The sequence below is a fragment of the Pseudomonas sp. Gutcm_11s genome (assembly GCF_028649395.1).
GTDB lineage: Bacteria > Pseudomonadota > Gammaproteobacteria > Pseudomonadales > Pseudomonadaceae > Aquipseudomonas.
Window position 1 is genome coordinate 1 of record NZ_JAQSUW010000014.1, and the last position, 15,447, is coordinate 15,447.

Below are 15,447 nucleotides of genomic sequence, written 5' to 3' on the forward strand. Positions count from 1 at the left end.
TCGTCAAGCTCCTATCCCCAAACCCCCATCCGCGCAAGCGGGTGGGGGTTTGGCTTTTGCGCGAAAGAAAATTTAGTCCGGCGGGTAGAGCTTGCATGCGAGTTACGAACGCGTGAGGCGGTGACCAGGGCCTTGCTGGATAGCTGAAGCGCTCACAATCAGAGGCCACCTTTGAGCTGGCTTCTTTGCTTTTGCGGTGCGACGACGATAGTACTTGGACCGCATGTTTGCTGCTGATACCGGTATCTACTGAAGTCGCAAATTGCGCCCACAAAAAAGCCACCTGTCGAGGTGGCTTTTTTGTTTCCGAAGAGGCTGTCAGTCGCCGCGATACTCGCAGCCACTGGTGCAGGTCTCATGCACTCGAATGCGGGACAGTTCTGGAAGAAGTGGCTTGAGTTCCAGCCAGATCCACTTGGCCAGGTTCTCGCTGGTGGGGTTTTCCAGGCCTGGAATGTCGTTCAGGTAGTTGTGGTCGAGGCGCTCGTAGATTGGCTTGAAGATGGCCTTGATCTCGGCGAAGTCACGAATCCAGCCGGTATGCGGATCGACCTCGCCCTCGATATAGATGGCAGCACGGAAGGAGTGGCCATGCAGGCGACCGCATTTGTGGCCAGCCGGCACATGCGGCAGAAGATGGGCGGATTCGAAGGTGAATTCTTTGAACAGTTCCAAGATAAACGCTCTGCTGAATAGGCCGCGAAGCGGCGTGAAGCTCGCCTCGCAGTTTATCAGTTCGAGCCTTTACTGCGTCTGCCGCAAGCGTAGGAGCTCGGTGTTGAGCCAATCGCCAGAGGGTTGCAGCTGGCCCTGGCAGTTCACCTGATAAGGCTCGCCACTCATGCTGCTTTCGGTCGCTGCGAGAGCGATGAAGTCTTCGGGCGAGTCGACCTTGCCCTTGTCTTCCAGATAGTCGAGCTTCTTCTGCAGATGTTTGCGGGCTTCCGCAGGTTGATGCTCGCTACCGTTGCGGATGAACAGGCAGCCGCTGCTTTCGACGAAAGCGAGCAGGGCATCGACCTCCTGCCGGCTCTGTTCGTTGAGGGCCGCCTGACTACTGCCGCAGGCGAGCAGGACAGAGAGGGCGAGTGTTCTGCCGAGGGACATGATTGCTTCCTTGCCGTGCATGTTCAGAGTGGTTGCAGGCGCTCGCCGAGGCGGCCGTTATCGGCCAGCTCGAGGAACTCGTCACCGAGGCGGCGGCTCTCGGCCATCGCTTTTCGCCAGTAGCGCTCGCGACCCTCGTCGTCACCCAGATAGCGCTTGAAGTCGCTGCGGTCTGGCAGCTTGCCGTGGGGCAGGCTTGCCAGGTATTCGCGCGATGGCGCAAGCAGCAGGACATCCTGCAGGCGCGTTGCGTCGCCGCGGCGCCAGGGCAGTCCCTTGTCGAACCAGCCGGGGATGACCTTGTCGGTAAAATGCGGATAGAGCACCACATCATCGCCCAGGTAGGGCAGGTCCAGGTGATAGTCGAGCAGGCCTCCATCACGGTAGGTCGCGGGCTCCAGGCCTGGAATGTCGCGGATCGCCTCCATCACCATGGGGATTGATCCGGAAGCCAGCAGAGCCTGGCGCAGGTTGCCCTCAGCGAGGATATGAAAGTCCGAGCGGAAGTCGTTCAGCGCCGCCAGGGGTGGTAATTGACGGTTGTCGTGCAGGATCACCCGGTCGAAATGACGGGACAGGCGGCTACGGCTGAGCAGGTTGTTGCCGATGACCGAAGAGAGTCCCAGGCCCAGCTTGCCGCGATGGTCGTGCTGCAGCAGGCCGTGGCTGCGCACGACCACGATGTTCAGGCGATACAGCGGATTGTTCAGGACGGCAGCGTCTTGTCCCTCCAGCAGGTCATTCAGCAGCTGTACGCAGCTGCGCGAGACCTCGCTCATGCTCACACCCTTGGCGAAGCGCTGGCTGGTATAGAGCTCGCCCAGGCGCATGATCCCGGCGCAGGCATCCGGCAGGCAGGCGCTGGCGAAACGCCAGGAGCCGATCGAGGCGCCTATCAGAGTGCGCTCACGTGGCGCCCGCGGTAGCCAGTCGCCGAACAGCGCGAGGTCCAGCCCCTGGATGCCGAGCCCCTTGGGGCCGCCTGCTGCACCAGGCAGAATGCCGACGTCGGCAGGCTGCAGGCCGCGTTCGCGAATGCGGGCGAGGGCGCGCTTGCCGGCGCGCAGGCTGAGGGCTGGGGACTTGATATGGATCGCGGTCATGCTCGGCTCCGTATTGCGAGCCAGCGATTATAGTGGCGTGCTCCGACAGGCCAAGCGACTTCAGCAGGTGAATGTCCGGCCAGTTGTGAGGCGCTGCTGTATTCAGCTTGAATTAAGTCGGCACAAGTATCTTGGGCACCGTAGACAACAGTTACCCCGAGGAGAACACCATGAACAAGCTGACCAGCCTTTTCGCCATTGCCGCCCTGGCCGCCACCGCCGGTATCGCCCAGGCCCGTGACCTGGGTCCGGACGAAGCGCTGAAACTGCGCGATGCCGGTACCATCCAGAGCTTCGAGAAGCTCAATGAAGCTGCCCTGGCCAAATACCCCGGCGGCAAGATCGAGGATACCGAGCTTGAACAGGAGCACGGTCGCTACGTTTATCAAGTCGAGCTGCGTGACGCCCAAGGCGTGCAGTGGGACGTGGAACTGGACGCCACCAATGGCCAGATCCTGCAAGAGCATCGGGATGACTAATGAAGTTCGTGTTTCGCTATAGCGGCATTCTGGCCCTGGTTCTGGCGGTGTTGACGCTTGATGCGCAAGCCCGCGACCTGGACCAGGATGACGTGTTGCGTCTGCGCCAAGAGGGGGTGATCCGCCCCCTGGAAGAGCTGATGGCACCCGCCCTGGGGCTTTACCCCGGGGCGGAGCTGTTGGAGGCAGAGCTGGAAGAGGAGGACGACGTGCTGGTCTATGAGGTCGAGTTGCTGACCGCCGACGGCACCGTTCGCGAACTGGAGCTGGATGCCCGCGATGGTCGCATCCTCAAGGATGAAGTGGAGGACTGATGCGCCTGTTGCTGGTAGAGGATCACGTATCCCTGGCCGATGAACTGCTGGCCAGCCTCAAGGGGCAGGGCTATGCGGTGGACTGGCTGGCCGATGGCCGCGACGCCACCTATCAGGGGGCGACCGAGCCCTATGACCTGATCATTCTCGACCTCGGCCTGCCCGGCAAACCCGGACTGGAAGTGTTGCGCGAGTGGCGGGCTGGCGGTTTGGCTACGCCGGTGCTGATTCTCACCGCCCGCGGCTCCTGGGCCGAGCGCATCGACGGCCTGAAGGCTGGTGCGGATGATTATCTGACCAAACCCTTCCACCCCGAAGAGCTGGCCCTGCGCATCCAGGCGTTACTGCGCCGCGCCCACGGCCTGGCCAACCAGCCGCAACTGGAGGCCGCCGGCCTGCAGCTGGATGAGAGCCGCCAGTGCGTGACGCGTGATGGCGAGCAGATCGAGCTGACCTCGGCCGAATTTCGCCTCCTGCGCTACTTCATGCTGCATCCGGGGCAGATCCTGTCCAAAGGGCATCTGGCCGAGCATCTGTACGACGGTGAGAGCGAGCGCGACTCCAATGTGCTGGAGGTGCACGTCAATCGTCTGCGCGGCAAGCTCGGCCGTGAGGTTATCGAAACCCGGCGCGGGCAGGGCTATCGCTACGCGGGAGTGGGGGCTTGAGGTCGATCCAGCGCCGCCTCAGCCTCGGGCTGGCCGGCGTGCTGGTAGTGACGGGGTTGCTCCTGGCCCAGGCCAGTCTGCTGCTCTTCGACCACAGCCTGCGCCGTTACCTGCAGGAGGACCTCAAGGACGAGACGCAGACGCTGCTTGCCGCTCTGGTGCGTGGTACGAACGGTGTGCAGCTGGACGAGCGGCGGCTCGACCCGAACTTTCACCGGCCCTTTTCCGGCCACTATTTCCGCATCGACTTCTCGGGGCAGACCTGGCGTTCGCGCTCGCTATGGGACCGTGACCTGCAGGCACCGGCTGGCGAGGGTTTGCAGGACGCCCTCGGCGATGGCCCGCGCGGTCAGCTGCTGCTGGTCTACCGCGCCGACTACAAGCGCTTCGGCCAGCAGTTCTCCATTAGCGTGGCGCAGGACTACACGCCCATTCTGCAGAGCTTCCGCCGTCTGCAGTGGCTGGGCCTGGGTCTGGGTACAGCCGCTCTGCTGCTGATCCTGCTGGCCCAGCGCTACACGGTGCGTGCGGCGTTGCGCCCGCTGGAACGGGTGCGTGGGCAGATCGCCCAGCTGCAACAGGGGCGCCGCAGCGAGCTGGATGCGCAGGTCCCACAGGAGCTCGAGCCGCTGGTCAATCAGGTCAACCGGCTGCTCAGCCATACCGAGGACACCCTGAAGCGCTCCCGCAATGCCCTGGGCAACCTGGGACATGCCTTGAAGACACCGCTGGCGGTGCTGGTCAGCCTGAGCGAGCGCGACGAACTGCGTGGCCAGCCGGAGCTGCAGGCGACGCTGCGTGAGCAGCTGGCCCAGATCCAGCAGCGTCTGGAGCGTGAACTCGGTCGGGCGCGGCTCGCCGGTGATGTGCTGCCCGGCGCGCATTTCGATTGCGCGGAAGAGCTGCCTGGGCTGCTTGCCATGCTGGAGATGATCCACAGCCATGGCCTGAAACTGGAGTGGCAGGCCGAACCGGGCCTCTGCCTGCCCTGGGACCGCGAGGACCTGTTGGAACTGCTCGGCAACCTGCTGGACAACGCCTGCAAGTGGGCCGATGCGCAGGTACGCCTGAGCGTGGCTCGGGAAGATGGTTGCTACTGGTTATGGGTCGACGACGATGGCCCGGGCATCGCTGCGGAGCGGCGCGAGGCCGTGCTGGGGCGGGGTACTCGCCTGGACGAGCAGGTGGCCGGGCATGGCCTGGGCCTGGGCATCGTGCGTGACATAGTCGAGGCCTGGGGGGGCAGCCTGAGCCTGGAAGACAGCCCGCTGGGCGGGCTGCGGGTGGCGATCAGGCTGCCGGAGCGCAGCTGATCACATGCCGTTGGTGAAGGACGGGTTGCTCAGGTCGATGCTGGCGCGCACCGGCTTCAGCGCCTCGGCGTACTTGCCGAGGATGTCTAGGGCGTAGTCGGCACGCTTGCGGATGCGCAGATCGTCTTCGCCGTTGGCTTCACCCTCGTTCAGCACCGCCTCCACGTGGCGCACGATCAGGTGCTCCGGCAGGTAGCCGATGCGGCAGTTCTTGTAGCCAGAGGCGCGCAGCTCGCTGATCGGATAGGCGCCGCCGATGCCGGAAGACACGCCCACCAGCAATGCCGGCTTGTGCGCCAGCTCGGCCTTGCTCGCATAGAGGAAGAAGTTCTTCACCGCCGGGCAGGCCATGCCGTTCCACTCGGGGGCAATCACCACCAGCGCATCGGCGGCGGCCAACTGTTGCTGGTACTCGCTCCAGGGGCCCTTGTCGTCAGCCGGCCACAGCGGCAGGGCGCGCTCGCCGAGGTCGATCAGACTGCTCTGCTCGGTGCTGGTCAGGCCCAGCTCGATCAGGCGTTGGCGGAGGAAGCGGGCGACCTTGGCGGACTGGCTGCCAGTGCGGCTGGAGCCGGCGATCAGGGCGATATTGAGCATCTTCGGATTCTCTTGCGAATGACTGCGCGCAGGCTACCGAGCGCTCTAGGGCGGGGCAAGGGGGCTATGCGCCAGTGTGGTTGTCGAATGGCGCCAGCGCCCGCGAAGGGCGCCGGCGCAGCGACTCAGGCGCGGAACTGGTCCATCAACCCCTGCTGGTGGTTGGCCAGGCTGTTGAGGGTCTGGCTGACACGCGCGGACTCGTCGGCCCGGCTGGACAGCGCTTCGGTCACGTCGCGGATGCTCGCCACGTTGCGATTCACTTCTTCGGCAACCGCGCTCTGCTCTTCGGCGGCCGAGGCGATCTGCAGGTTCATGTCGTTAATCACGGTGACCGAGTCGCCGATGCGGCGCAGCGCGACCACCGCCTGTTCGACCTGCTCGACGCTGCCCTGGGCCTGCTTGTGGCTGCTATGCATGGAGCCGACCACATCGCGGGTGCCGTTCTGCAGGTTCTCGATCACCTGGCGGATTTCCTCGACGGAGTCCTGGGTGCGCTTGGCCAGGTTGCGCACTTCGTCGGCGACAACGGCGAAGCCGCGACCAGCCTCGCCGGCACGCGCTGCCTCGATGGCCGCGTTGAGAGCGAGGAGGTTGGTCTGCTCGGCGATGCCGCGGATCACCTCGAGCACCGAGCCGATCTGCTCGCTGCTGCTGGCCAGGGCTTCCACCTCGCCCATGGCCGAGCTGAGCTCGCTGGCCAGCTGCTCGATGGCCAGGGTGGTGCGATCGATCACCGACAGGCCTTCGCGCGCGGCGGAGTCTGCGCCACGGGCGGCATCAGCGGCCTGGGCGGCGTTGTTGGCCACGTCATGGGCGGTGGCGCTCATCTCCTGGGAGGCGGTGGCCACCTGGTCGATCTCGCGGAACTGCTGCTGCATGCCCGCGCTGGTCTGGCTGGCGATGGCTGCCGACTGGTCGGCGGTACTGCGCGCGTCCTGCACCGAGCGTTTCACGTCGGCAATGATCGGTTGCAGCTTGTCGAGGAAGCGGTTGAACCAGCCGGCCAGTTCGCCCAGCTCATCCGGCTTGGCGTATTCGAGGCGGCGGGTCAGGTCGCCTTCGCCACTGGCGATGTTCTTCAGCATGGCGGCGACACCGAGGATGGGCTGGGTCACGCCGCGCGCGGTGAGCCACATGAGCGCCACGCCGAGCAGCACGGCCGCCAGCGAGACGCCGATGGAGAAAAGCGTGTCGTCGGTGCGCTGTGCATCCAGCTGCTGTTCCAGCTTGATGGCTGGGCCGAGCAGGATGTCCTTGGGCACTTCCAGCAGCACGCCCCAGTTCTTGGCTTCCGGAATCGGCAGCAGCGGCTCGAAGACGCGCAGCTTGCCTTCCTGCTCGAGGAACTGCGCGGTACCGGCGCTGAGCATCTGACTGATCTGGCCGCCCTGGTTGGGGAAGGCACTGGTCAGCGGCTTGCCCAGTTGGCTGGCATCGCGGCTATGCCCGGCTAGCAGGCCAGCGGCGCTGATGATGCTGACATGGGCCTGGCCGTCGTACAGCTCGCTGCTGGCCTTGCTGCTGAGCTGCTGCAGGCTCTCCAGGCTGATGTCCACGCCCATCACGCCGATCACCTTGCCGTTCTGCTCCAGCGGGAAGGCGATGCTGGTCATCAGCACCTGCTTGCCGTTGATGTCGTCGAAGTAGGGCTCCAGTACACAGGTCTTGCCGGTGTTGCGCGGGCAGGTGTACCAGGCGTTGTACGGCGCGCCGCTGGGGCCAGCCGTGGTGTCGTTGAGCTGCTCCTCTTTCATCGCCTCGGCTTCCAGCTGCCCGGGTACGGTCTGGGACCAGTAGAGGGAGAAACGCCCCTTGTCGTTGCTGCCCAGCTCGCCCTGGCCGGCGAACAGCTCGTCCTTGCCATCCAGCGCATTGGGCTCGAACACCAGATAGAGGCCGAGCAGGCCGGGGCTGGCCTCCAGCGCCGAGCGCACCTGGCGGGTCATGTCCTCGCGCAGGTCGAAGGCATCGAGGAAGCGTTTCTCGGCCTGATCCTTGAGGAACAGCACCTGACGCGAGAAGCCCTTGCCGTACTGGTAGGCGTCCATGAAGTAGCGCTGGATGCGGATGCCCTGCAGCTCGCCACGCGAGGCCAGGCGCGCGCGCGCCGACTCTTCCAGCATGGCGGAGCTGGAGCTCCTGACCATGGCGGCACTGTGGCTGGATTGGTAGAGCGAGGCTGCCATGAGCAGGGTCACGATTGCCAAGAGGCAAAGACCGGCGAGCAGGGTGATTTTCAACTGGATGGACAGGCGCAACTGCATGGGGCGGGTCCTTTCAACATTCATACGGCTGAAATCTGTATCGGTCGGCTGGGCGCAGTCTTTACTCGAATCAGGCGCGGTAGAGCCTTTTTCGGGTGATGGGCGAGAGCTGCGGCGAAATTATGCACGAAGTGATCGAAATATTGAGCACTTCGTGTTTTGACAGGGGCAGGGGCATCGGGCAGAGTGCTGCGCTTTTTTGCAGGCGCCTGGCGCTGCGGAGTGTGTGTAGATGAATGCAGTAGTTGCCGCAGTCGGCATCATGTTGATCCTCAGCCTGTGCCGGGTGCACGTGGTGATCGCGCTGATCGCCGGTGCGCTGGCCGGGGGGATGCTCGGTGGGCTCGACCTGCAGGCCAGCCTGGCCGCCTTCAACAAGGGCCTGGGTGGTGGAGCCAACGTGGCACTGTCTTATGCGCTACTCGGTGCCTTCGCCGTGGCAATCTCCAAGTCCGGCCTGGCCCATGCCCTGGCGGACAAGGCCCTGGCGCTGGTCGGCCGCCAGCAGGAACGCGGCGGTGACCTGGTCGGCTGGCTGCTGATCGGCCTGCTGCTGGTGGTGTCGGTGTCGTCGCAGAACATCCTGCCGATCCACATCGCCTTCATCCCGCTGCTGGTACCGCCGCTGCTCTACGTGATGGCGCGCCTGCGCATGGACCGCCGCCTGGTGGCCTGTGTGATCACTTTCGGCCTGATCACCCCCTACATCTTCCTGCCGGTGGGCTTCGGCAACATCTATCTGAACGAGATTCTGCTGGCCAGCGTGCGCAAGGGTGGCGTCGATACCGCCGGGCTCAGTGTCACCCAGGCCATGTTGCTGCCAGCCCTGGGCATGCTCTGCGGCCTGCTGGTGGCGGTGCTGCTCAGCTACCGCGGCAAGCGCGACTACGACCTGCAGCGTATCGAGCAGGTGGAGAAGGTCGCCGTGCAGTACAACCCCTACAGCCTACTGGTGGCCGGCGTGGCGGTGGCTGCGGCGTTCGCCGTGCAGCTGTGGCTGGACTCGATGATCATCGGCGCGCTGGTCGGCTTCGTGCTCTTCTCACTGTCCGGCGTGGTGCGCTGGCGCGAGTCGGATGACCTGTTCACCGAGGGCATGAAGATGATGGCCATGATGGGCTTCATCATGATCGCCGCCGACGGCTTCGCCGAGGTGATGCGTGCCACGGGCCACATCGACAGCCTGGTCGGCTCCGCCGCCGGCTGGATCGGCCACAGCCAGGCCATCGGCGCGCTGATGATGCTGCTGATCGGCCTGCTGGTGACCACCGGCATCGGCTCGTCCTTCTCCAGCGTGCCGATCGTCGCGGCCATCTTCGTGCCGCTGTGCGTGCAGCTTGGCTTCAGCCCGCTGGCTATCGTGTGCATCGTCGGTACCGCCGGCGCCCTGGGCGATGCCGGCTCGCCGGTGTCCGACTCGACGCTGGGCCCGACTGCCGGCCTGAATGCCGATGGCCAGCACGACCATATCTGGGACACCGTGGTGCCGACCTTCCTGCACTACAACCTGCCGTTGCTGGCGTTTGGCTGGGTCGCCGCAATGGTGCTGTAATCAGTGAGGGCTTCAGGCTGAAACGGGGTTGCCGATAACACGGCAACCCCGTTCTGCTTTATGCAGTTCCACAATAAGAAGGAAGGGAACATGCGCCTCACGTTGAAAACCAAAGTGCTGCTGCTCGCACTGCTACCAGTCATCCTGTTCGCCCTGGTCCTGAGCGGGGCGGCGGCGAAGATCCTCACCGATCTGGCCGTCGACGAGGTGGCGCAGACCCGCGAGCGCCTGGTCGCCGAGAGCCGCCAGGAGCTGAAGAACTACATGCAGATTGCCCTCGGCTCGGTACAGGGCCTGTATGACGGCGCTGCCCAGGGCGATACCGCCAGCCGCGAGCAGGCCATCGCCATCCTCTCCAAGATCAAGTACGGCAAGGACGGCTACTTCTTCGGCCACGACTCCGACGTGGTGCGCCTGTTCCGTGGCGACAGCTCGGTGGACGTGGGCAAGAGCCTTGCCGACCGCAAGGACCCTAACGGCGTCTACGTCAACCGCGAGCTGGTGCGGGTGGCCAAGGACAGCAGCAACTATGTGGAGTACAGCTCGCCGCTGCCCACCGACGAGAGCGTGCTGGTGCCCAAGCTGGCCTACAGCTACTACCTGCCGAAGTGGGACATGGCGCTGGGCACGGCGGTCAACCTGGACGGCGTCGAGGCCCAGGTGGCCGAGGTCGAGGCAGCCATCGACGAGCGCGTCGACACCATCCTGACCAGCATCCTCATTATTGCCGTGGTAATGCTGCTGGTGTTCGGCATCGGTGGCCTGGCGCTCGCCAATACCTTCCTGCGGCCGCTGCAGCAGATCAAGGCCAACCTCGACGACATCGCCGCCGGCGAGGGCGACCTGACCCGCCGCCTGCCGGTGACCAGTGACGATGAACTGGGCCAGCTGGCCGGCTCGTTCAACCGCTTCGTCGAGAAGATCCACGGCCTGGTGCGGCAGATCGCCGAGATGACCGAGCAGCTGACCGGCCTGGTCGGCCAGGTGGCGGCGCAGGCGCAGCGCTCCGAGCAGGCCATGGAGCGCCAGCGTCACGAGACCGATCAGGTGGCCACGGCGATCAACGAGATGTCTGCCGCCGCCCACGAGGTGGCCAAGAGTGCCCAGGGCGCCGCCGAGGCGGCCCAGCAGACCGACCGCGAGGGCCAGGCCGCCAAGCAGGTGGTGGACGGCAGCATCACCCGCATCCACGCGCTGGTCGGCGACATCCGCGAGAGCGGCCAGTCGCTGGATAGCCTGCAGCAGGATGTGCAGTCCATCGTCAGCGTGCTCGATGTGATCCGTTCCATCGCCGAGCAGACCAACCTACTCGCGCTCAACGCCGCCATCGAGGCGGCCCGTGCCGGCGAGGCCGGGCGTGGCTTTGCCGTGGTGGCCGACGAGGTCCGTGCGCTGGCCAGCCGCACCCAGCAGAGCACCCAGGAGATCCAGGGCATGATCGACCGTCTGCAGCAGGGTACGCAGGCCTCGGTGACCTCCATGCGCCGTTCCAGCGATGCCGGTGAGATCACCAGCGAGCAGGCCAACCAGGCCGGCGCCTCGCTGGATGCCATCGCCGGGCTGATCGGCACCATCAACGCGATGAACGCACAGATCGCCAGTGCCGCCGAGGAGCAGACCGCGGTGGCCGAGGAGATCAACCGCAGCGTGCACCAGATCGCCGTAGCGGTGGACAGCGTGGCCGACGAGACCCGTCTGGGCGCCGACACCGCGCGCAGCCTGTCGGTGCTGGGTGAGCGCCTGGGCAGCCTGGTGCATCAGTTCCGCATCTGAAGCACGGGCGGTTGAAGAGGGCGCTGCGGCGCCCTTTTTCATGGGCGCAGAAATAGGCCGCACTTTGCCGGCGCGCTGGCGGACTAAGCAGGAACAGCTCCGCAAGGCGTCCGCCCATGTATTCATCGCGTGTCGAACAAAAAGCCTTCCTCGTTCTGCTGGTGGTGGTGACCCTGGTGTTCGCCGTCATCCTCCTGCCGTTCTGGGGGGCGTTGTTCTGGGCGGTGGTGCTGTCGGTGCTGTTCGCGCCGCTGCAGCGGCGCCTGGCCCTGCGCTTCGGCGGGCGCGGAAATCTCTCGGCGTTGCTCACGCTGCTGATCTGCCTGCTGGTGGCGATTCTGCCGATGATCCTCACCAGCCTGGCGCTGGTGAACGAGGGCTCGGCCATCTACCAGCGCATCGAGAAGGGCGAGCTGGACATCGGCGCCTATGTCGAGAGCTTCAAGGAAGTGCTGCCGGAGGCGGTGCAGCGCCTATTGGAGCGCATCGGGCTGGGCGACTTCGACGCCCTGCGCGACCGTCTCGCCAAGGGCGCGATGCAGGGCAGCGAGTTCCTCGCCACCAAGGCCTTCGACATCGGGCAGAACACCTTCCAGTTCCTGGTCGGCTTCTTCGTCATGCTCTACCTGCTGTATTTCTTCCTGCGCGACGGCCCCGAGCTGGCGCGCACGGTGCGCACGGCCGTGCCACTGGAGGAGTCGCTCAAGCGGCGCCTGCAGATCAAGGTCACCCGCGTGGTGCGCGCGACGGTCAAGGGCAACCTGGTGGTGGCCGCGGTACAGGGGCTGCTCGGCGGGCTGATCTTCTGGATGCTGGGCATCAGCAGCCCGCTGCTGTGGGGCGTGCTGATGGCGCTGCTATCGCTGTTGCCGGCAGTCGGCTGCGGGCTGGTCTGGGGGCCGGTGGCGCTATACATGCTGGCCCAGGGTGAGGTGCTCAAGGGCAGCGTGCTGGTGGCCTTCGGCGTGCTGGTGATCGGCCTGGTGGACAACATTCTGCGCCCGATCCTGGTCGGCAAGGACACGCGCATGCCGGACTACCTGGTGCTGATCTCCACCCTCGGTGGCCTGACTTTGTTCGGCCTCAACGGCTTCGTCATCGGCCCGCTGATCGCGGCGTTGTTCATCGCCAGCTGGGACCTGTACCGCAGCGGCCGGCAGCGGGTACGCCTGCCGTAATTCCTCTGCCCAACAGGCAATAAAAAACCCGGCCAAGGCCGGGTTTTCTTTATGCGCTTGCGGCTCAGGGGGCGACTGCCACCAGGCCAGCATGCTGCACCAGTTCCAGCAGCGGCTGCGGGTAGACGCCGAGGAAGAAGGCGAGCAGGGCGACCAGTACCAGCATGATGCCGCCGGCGCGTTGGCCCCAGTTGAACGGCGCGTCGTGGCGTTTGAGGTTCGGCTCGGCGAGGAACAGCGTGACCATGACCCGCAGGTAGTAGAACACGCCGATGGCGCTACCCAGGACCAGCGCGCCCAGCAGCAGCCATTGCTGCGACTCGACACCGGTGGCGACCACGTAGAACTTGCCGATGAAGCCGGCGGTCAGCGGGATGCCGGCCAGCGACAGCATCATCACGGTCAGCACGGCGGTCAGGTACGGACGGCGCCAGAACAGGCCGCGATACTCGTACAGGGCGTCGGCGTCGCGGCCGCTATACGGCGTGGACATCAGGGTGATCACGCCGAACGCGCCCAGGCTGGTCAGCACGTAGGTGGCCAGGTACACGCCGATGGCTTCCACGGCCAGGCCCTTGCTGGCGATCAGGGCGATCAGCAGGTAGCCGAAGTGGGCGATCGACGAGTAGCCGAGCAGGCGCTTGAGGTTGTTCTGCAGCAGGGCCAGCAGGTTACCGAACAGGATCGAGGCAATGGCCAGCACGGTCAGCAGGTCGTTCAGCCAGCCGCCGCTGGCTACCGGCGAGATCTGGTACAGACGCAGCAGCACGGCGAACACCGCCACCTTGCTGGCGGTGGCCAGGAAGGCGGCGACCGGTGCCGGAGCGCCCTCGTAGACGTCCGGAGTCCACAGGTGGAACGGTACCAGCGACAGCTTGAAGGCCAGGCCGATCAGCATCATGCCGAAGCCGACCTGGGCGATCAGGCTCGGCAGGCCGTCGGCGGCCAGCTTGGCACCGATGCCGGCGAAGCTCAGGCTGCCGGATTCGGCGTAGAGCAGGGCCATGCCGAACAGCAGGAAGGCCGAGCCTGCGGCGGACAGCACCATGTACTTGATGCCGGCTTCCAGCGAACGCTTGTTGAAGAAGGCGTAGGCGATCATGCCGTAGGTCGGTACCGACAGCAGTTCCAGGCCGATGAACAGGCCGGCCAGGTGCTGCGCGCTGACCAGGACCAGGCCGCCGGCGGCGGACAGCAGGATCAGCAGGTACAGCTCTTCACGGTTGCCGGGGTAGCCCTGCTTGCCCGATTCACCGCCCAGGTAGGCGTGGACCAGGGTGGTGCAGGCCAGCGTGGCGGCCAGCACCAGCGCCATGTAGTAGCAGGCGAACTTGTCGATCAGCAGCAGCGGGGTGACCTGGATCGGCGTCACGCTCACGGCCGGTATCACCGACAGCAGGGCCAGGTTGAGGCCCAGCACCGAGAGGATGAAGGCCATGGCGTGGTTGCGCTTCCAGGCGATGGCCAGCATCACCACGACGATGGTGGTGCAGGTGACCAGCAGCGGCAGCAGCGCGATGAAGTGTTGAGTCGTCAGTTCCATAGCGCTTGATTACCGGACCGAGGCGAGTTGAGTGAGGGCACCGCTGAACCACTGCTGCACGCCATGCATGCTGGCAGCGGAGGTGTCGAGCACCGGTTGCGGGTAGACGCCGAGCAGGATCAGTAGCACCGCCAGGCCCAGCACCATGTACAGCTCGCGGGCCTTCATGGCCTGCAGCGGTGTATCGGACTTGGCCGGGCCGAAGTAGGCACGGTGGATCATCGCCAGCGAGTAGACCGAACCCAGTACCAGGCCGCAGGCGGCCAGGACCACGACCCACGGAGCGGCCGGGAAGCTGCCGATCAGGATCAGGAACTCACCGACGAAGTTGCCGGTACCTGGCAGGCCCAGTGCGGCGGCGGCGAAGAACAGGCTCACCGCAGGCAGCCACGGCAGGCGGGCCCAGATGCCGCCCATCTCGCGCATGTCGCGGGTGTGCAGGCGCTCGTAGAGCTGGCCGCAGAGAATGAACAGTGCGGCGGCCGACAGGCCGTGGGCCATCATCTGCACCACCGCGCCCTGCAGGGCGATCTGGCTGCCGGAGTAGATGGCGATCAGCACGAAGCCCATGTGCGAGACGCTGGAGTAGGCGACCAGGCGCTTGATGTCGGTCTGCGCGAACGACAGGAAGGCGCCGTAGGCGATGGCGAACACGCCGAGCCACATGGCGATCGGCGCGAACTCGGCCGAGGCGTTGGGGAACAGCGGGATGGCGAAGCGCATCAGGCCGTAGGCGGCGGTCTTCAGCAGGATGCCGGCGAGGTCCACGGAGCCGGCGGTCGGCGCCTGAGCGTGGGCATCCGGCAACCAGGAGTGCACCGGTACCACCGGGAACTTCACGGCGAAGGCGGCGAAGAAGCCGAGCATCAGCAGGTACTCGGTACCGGCTGGCAGCTGGGTCTTCAGCAGGTCGGCGTAGTTGAAGGTCAGCACGCCGCTGCTGTTGTAGTTGATCAGCACCAGGGCGAGGATCGCCACCAGCATGATCAGGCCGCTGGCCTGGGTGTAGATGAAGAACTTGGTGGCGGCGTTGATCCGCGAATGACCCTTGCTGCCGCTATGACCCCAGAGCGCGATGAGGAAGTACATCGGCACCAGCATCATTTCCCAGAAGAAGAAGAACAGGAACAGGTCGATGGCGAGGAACACGCCGACCACGCCGCCAAGGATCCACATCAGGTTGAGGTGGAAGAAGCCGACGCGGTTCTGGATCTCGTTCCACGAGCACAGCACGGATAGTACGCCGAGCAGGCCGGTGAGGCAGATCATCAGGATCGACAGGCCGTCGAGGCCGAGGTGGATGCTGATGCCGAGACGCTCGATCCACTGGACCTTGAACTCAGCGGCCCAGACCGGAGCGGCGCCAGGCGCGGGGGCCAGGCTGAAGTCGGCCGTGGCCCACAGCCACAGGCCGAGGCCGAACAGCAGACCCATGGTCAGCAGGGCGATCCAGCGCGGCAGGGTGTTGCCGAAGCGCTCACCTTGCCAGCACAGCAGGCCGCCGATGAAGGGGATCAGGATTAGCCAGGGCAGGATCATGACGGGCTATTTTC

General features: G+C 65.3%; 14 protein-coding genes and 2 pseudogenes. 8 read left to right on the forward strand and 8 right to left on the reverse strand.

Features of this window, described 5'->3' with window-relative positions:
- Positions 1-318: 318 nt before the first annotated feature.
- The 3 genes from queD to PTT45_RS11025 all read right to left on the reverse strand — a co-directional run bounded on the left by queD (position 319) and on the right by PTT45_RS11025 (position 2,210).
- Positions 319-675, reverse strand: a complete 357-nt coding sequence (gene queD, locus PTT45_RS11015) for a 6-carboxytetrahydropterin synthase QueD (RefSeq protein ID WP_081963315.1) — start codon at positions 673-675, stop codon at positions 319-321.
- Between the two features lie 69 nt (positions 676-744).
- On the reverse strand, positions 745-1,128 hold the full coding sequence (locus tag PTT45_RS11020) for a DUF5329 domain-containing protein (RefSeq protein ID WP_273813314.1): 384 nt from the start codon (positions 1,126-1,128) through the stop codon (positions 745-747).
- A 2-nt stretch (positions 1,129-1,130) separates the two neighbouring features.
- Positions 1,131-2,210 carry a patatin-like phospholipase family protein gene (locus PTT45_RS11025; protein ID WP_273813315.1) on the reverse strand — a complete coding sequence of 360 codons (1,080 nt, stop codon included), beginning with the start codon at positions 2,208-2,210 and terminating at the stop codon, positions 1,131-1,133.
- Positions 2,211-2,380: 170 nt separating this feature from the next.
- On the opposite strand from PTT45_RS11025, the gene PTT45_RS11030 reads away from it, so the two are divergent.
- From PTT45_RS11030 to PTT45_RS11045, 4 genes are read left to right on the forward strand one after another with little or no spacing between them, the layout of a single operon-like run.
- Positions 2,381-2,689: a PepSY domain-containing protein gene (locus tag PTT45_RS11030; protein WP_273813317.1), complete on the forward strand. Its 309-nt coding sequence runs from the start codon at positions 2,381-2,383 to the stop codon at positions 2,687-2,689.
- The gene (locus PTT45_RS11035; RefSeq protein WP_273813318.1) at positions 2,689-3,003 is read left to right on the forward strand and encodes a PepSY domain-containing protein; all 315 of its coding nucleotides are present in this window, start codon (positions 2,689-2,691) and stop codon (positions 3,001-3,003) included. The genes PTT45_RS11030 and PTT45_RS11035 overlap by 1 nt, the downstream gene beginning before the upstream one ends.
- Complete coding sequence (locus PTT45_RS11040; RefSeq protein ID WP_273813320.1) at positions 3,003-3,671, forward strand: response regulator transcription factor; 669 nt, start codon at positions 3,003-3,005, stop codon at positions 3,669-3,671. The genes PTT45_RS11035 and PTT45_RS11040 overlap by 1 nt, the downstream gene beginning before the upstream one ends.
- Positions 3,668-4,984 (forward strand): sensor histidine kinase, encoded by a 1,317-nt coding sequence (locus PTT45_RS11045; RefSeq protein WP_273813322.1) that lies wholly within the window; start codon positions 3,668-3,670, stop codon positions 4,982-4,984. Before PTT45_RS11040 ends, PTT45_RS11045 begins: the two co-directional genes overlap by 4 nt.
- Here PTT45_RS11045 and PTT45_RS11050 read toward each other — a convergent pair whose 3' ends face one another.
- From PTT45_RS11050 to PTT45_RS22335, 3 genes and pseudogenes are all read right to left on the reverse strand, one after another.
- Positions 4,985-5,581, reverse strand: a complete 597-nt coding sequence (locus PTT45_RS11050) for an NADPH-dependent FMN reductase (RefSeq protein ID WP_273813324.1) — start codon at positions 5,579-5,581, stop codon at positions 4,985-4,987.
- Positions 5,582-5,706: 125 nt separating this feature from the next.
- On the reverse strand, positions 5,707-6,462 hold the full coding sequence (locus PTT45_RS22330) for a methyl-accepting chemotaxis protein (protein WP_443218185.1): 756 nt from the start codon (positions 6,460-6,462) through the stop codon (positions 5,707-5,709).
- Between the two features lie 102 nt (positions 6,463-6,564).
- Positions 6,565-7,872, reverse strand: a pseudogene (locus PTT45_RS22335) (PDC sensor domain-containing protein); the annotation flags it as partial.
- Positions 7,873-8,080: 208 nt separating this feature from the next.
- On the opposite strand from PTT45_RS22335, the gene PTT45_RS11060 reads away from it, so the two are divergent.
- From PTT45_RS11060 to PTT45_RS11070, 4 genes and pseudogenes are all read left to right on the forward strand, one after another.
- Positions 8,081-9,400 carry a Na+/H+ antiporter family protein gene (locus tag PTT45_RS11060; protein ID WP_273813327.1) on the forward strand — a complete coding sequence of 440 codons (1,320 nt, stop codon included), beginning with the start codon at positions 8,081-8,083 and terminating at the stop codon, positions 9,398-9,400.
- Between the two features lie 90 nt (positions 9,401-9,490).
- Positions 9,491-10,315 (forward strand): annotated as a pseudogene (locus tag PTT45_RS22340) (cache domain-containing protein); the annotation flags it as partial.
- Between the two features lie 102 nt (positions 10,316-10,417).
- Entirely contained in the window at positions 10,418-11,173 is a 756-nt protein-coding gene (locus PTT45_RS22345) for a methyl-accepting chemotaxis protein (protein WP_443218186.1), read from the forward strand.
- Between the two features lie 116 nt (positions 11,174-11,289).
- Positions 11,290-12,351 (forward strand): AI-2E family transporter, encoded by a 1,062-nt coding sequence (locus PTT45_RS11070; RefSeq protein WP_273813329.1) that lies wholly within the window; start codon positions 11,290-11,292, stop codon positions 12,349-12,351.
- A gap of 64 nt (positions 12,352-12,415) precedes the next feature.
- Here PTT45_RS11070 and nuoN read toward each other — a convergent pair whose 3' ends face one another.
- Both nuoN and nuoM read right to left on the reverse strand, forming a co-directional pair.
- Positions 12,416-13,894, reverse strand: a complete 1,479-nt coding sequence (gene nuoN, locus PTT45_RS11075) for an NADH-quinone oxidoreductase subunit NuoN (protein ID WP_273813330.1) — start codon at positions 13,892-13,894, stop codon at positions 12,416-12,418.
- A gap of 9 nt (positions 13,895-13,903) precedes the next feature.
- A complete protein-coding gene (gene nuoM, locus PTT45_RS11080; protein ID WP_273813332.1) occupies positions 13,904-15,433 on the reverse strand; it encodes an NADH-quinone oxidoreductase subunit M in 1,530 nt (509 codons plus the stop codon).
- Between the last annotated feature and the right edge of the window lie 14 nt (positions 15,434-15,447).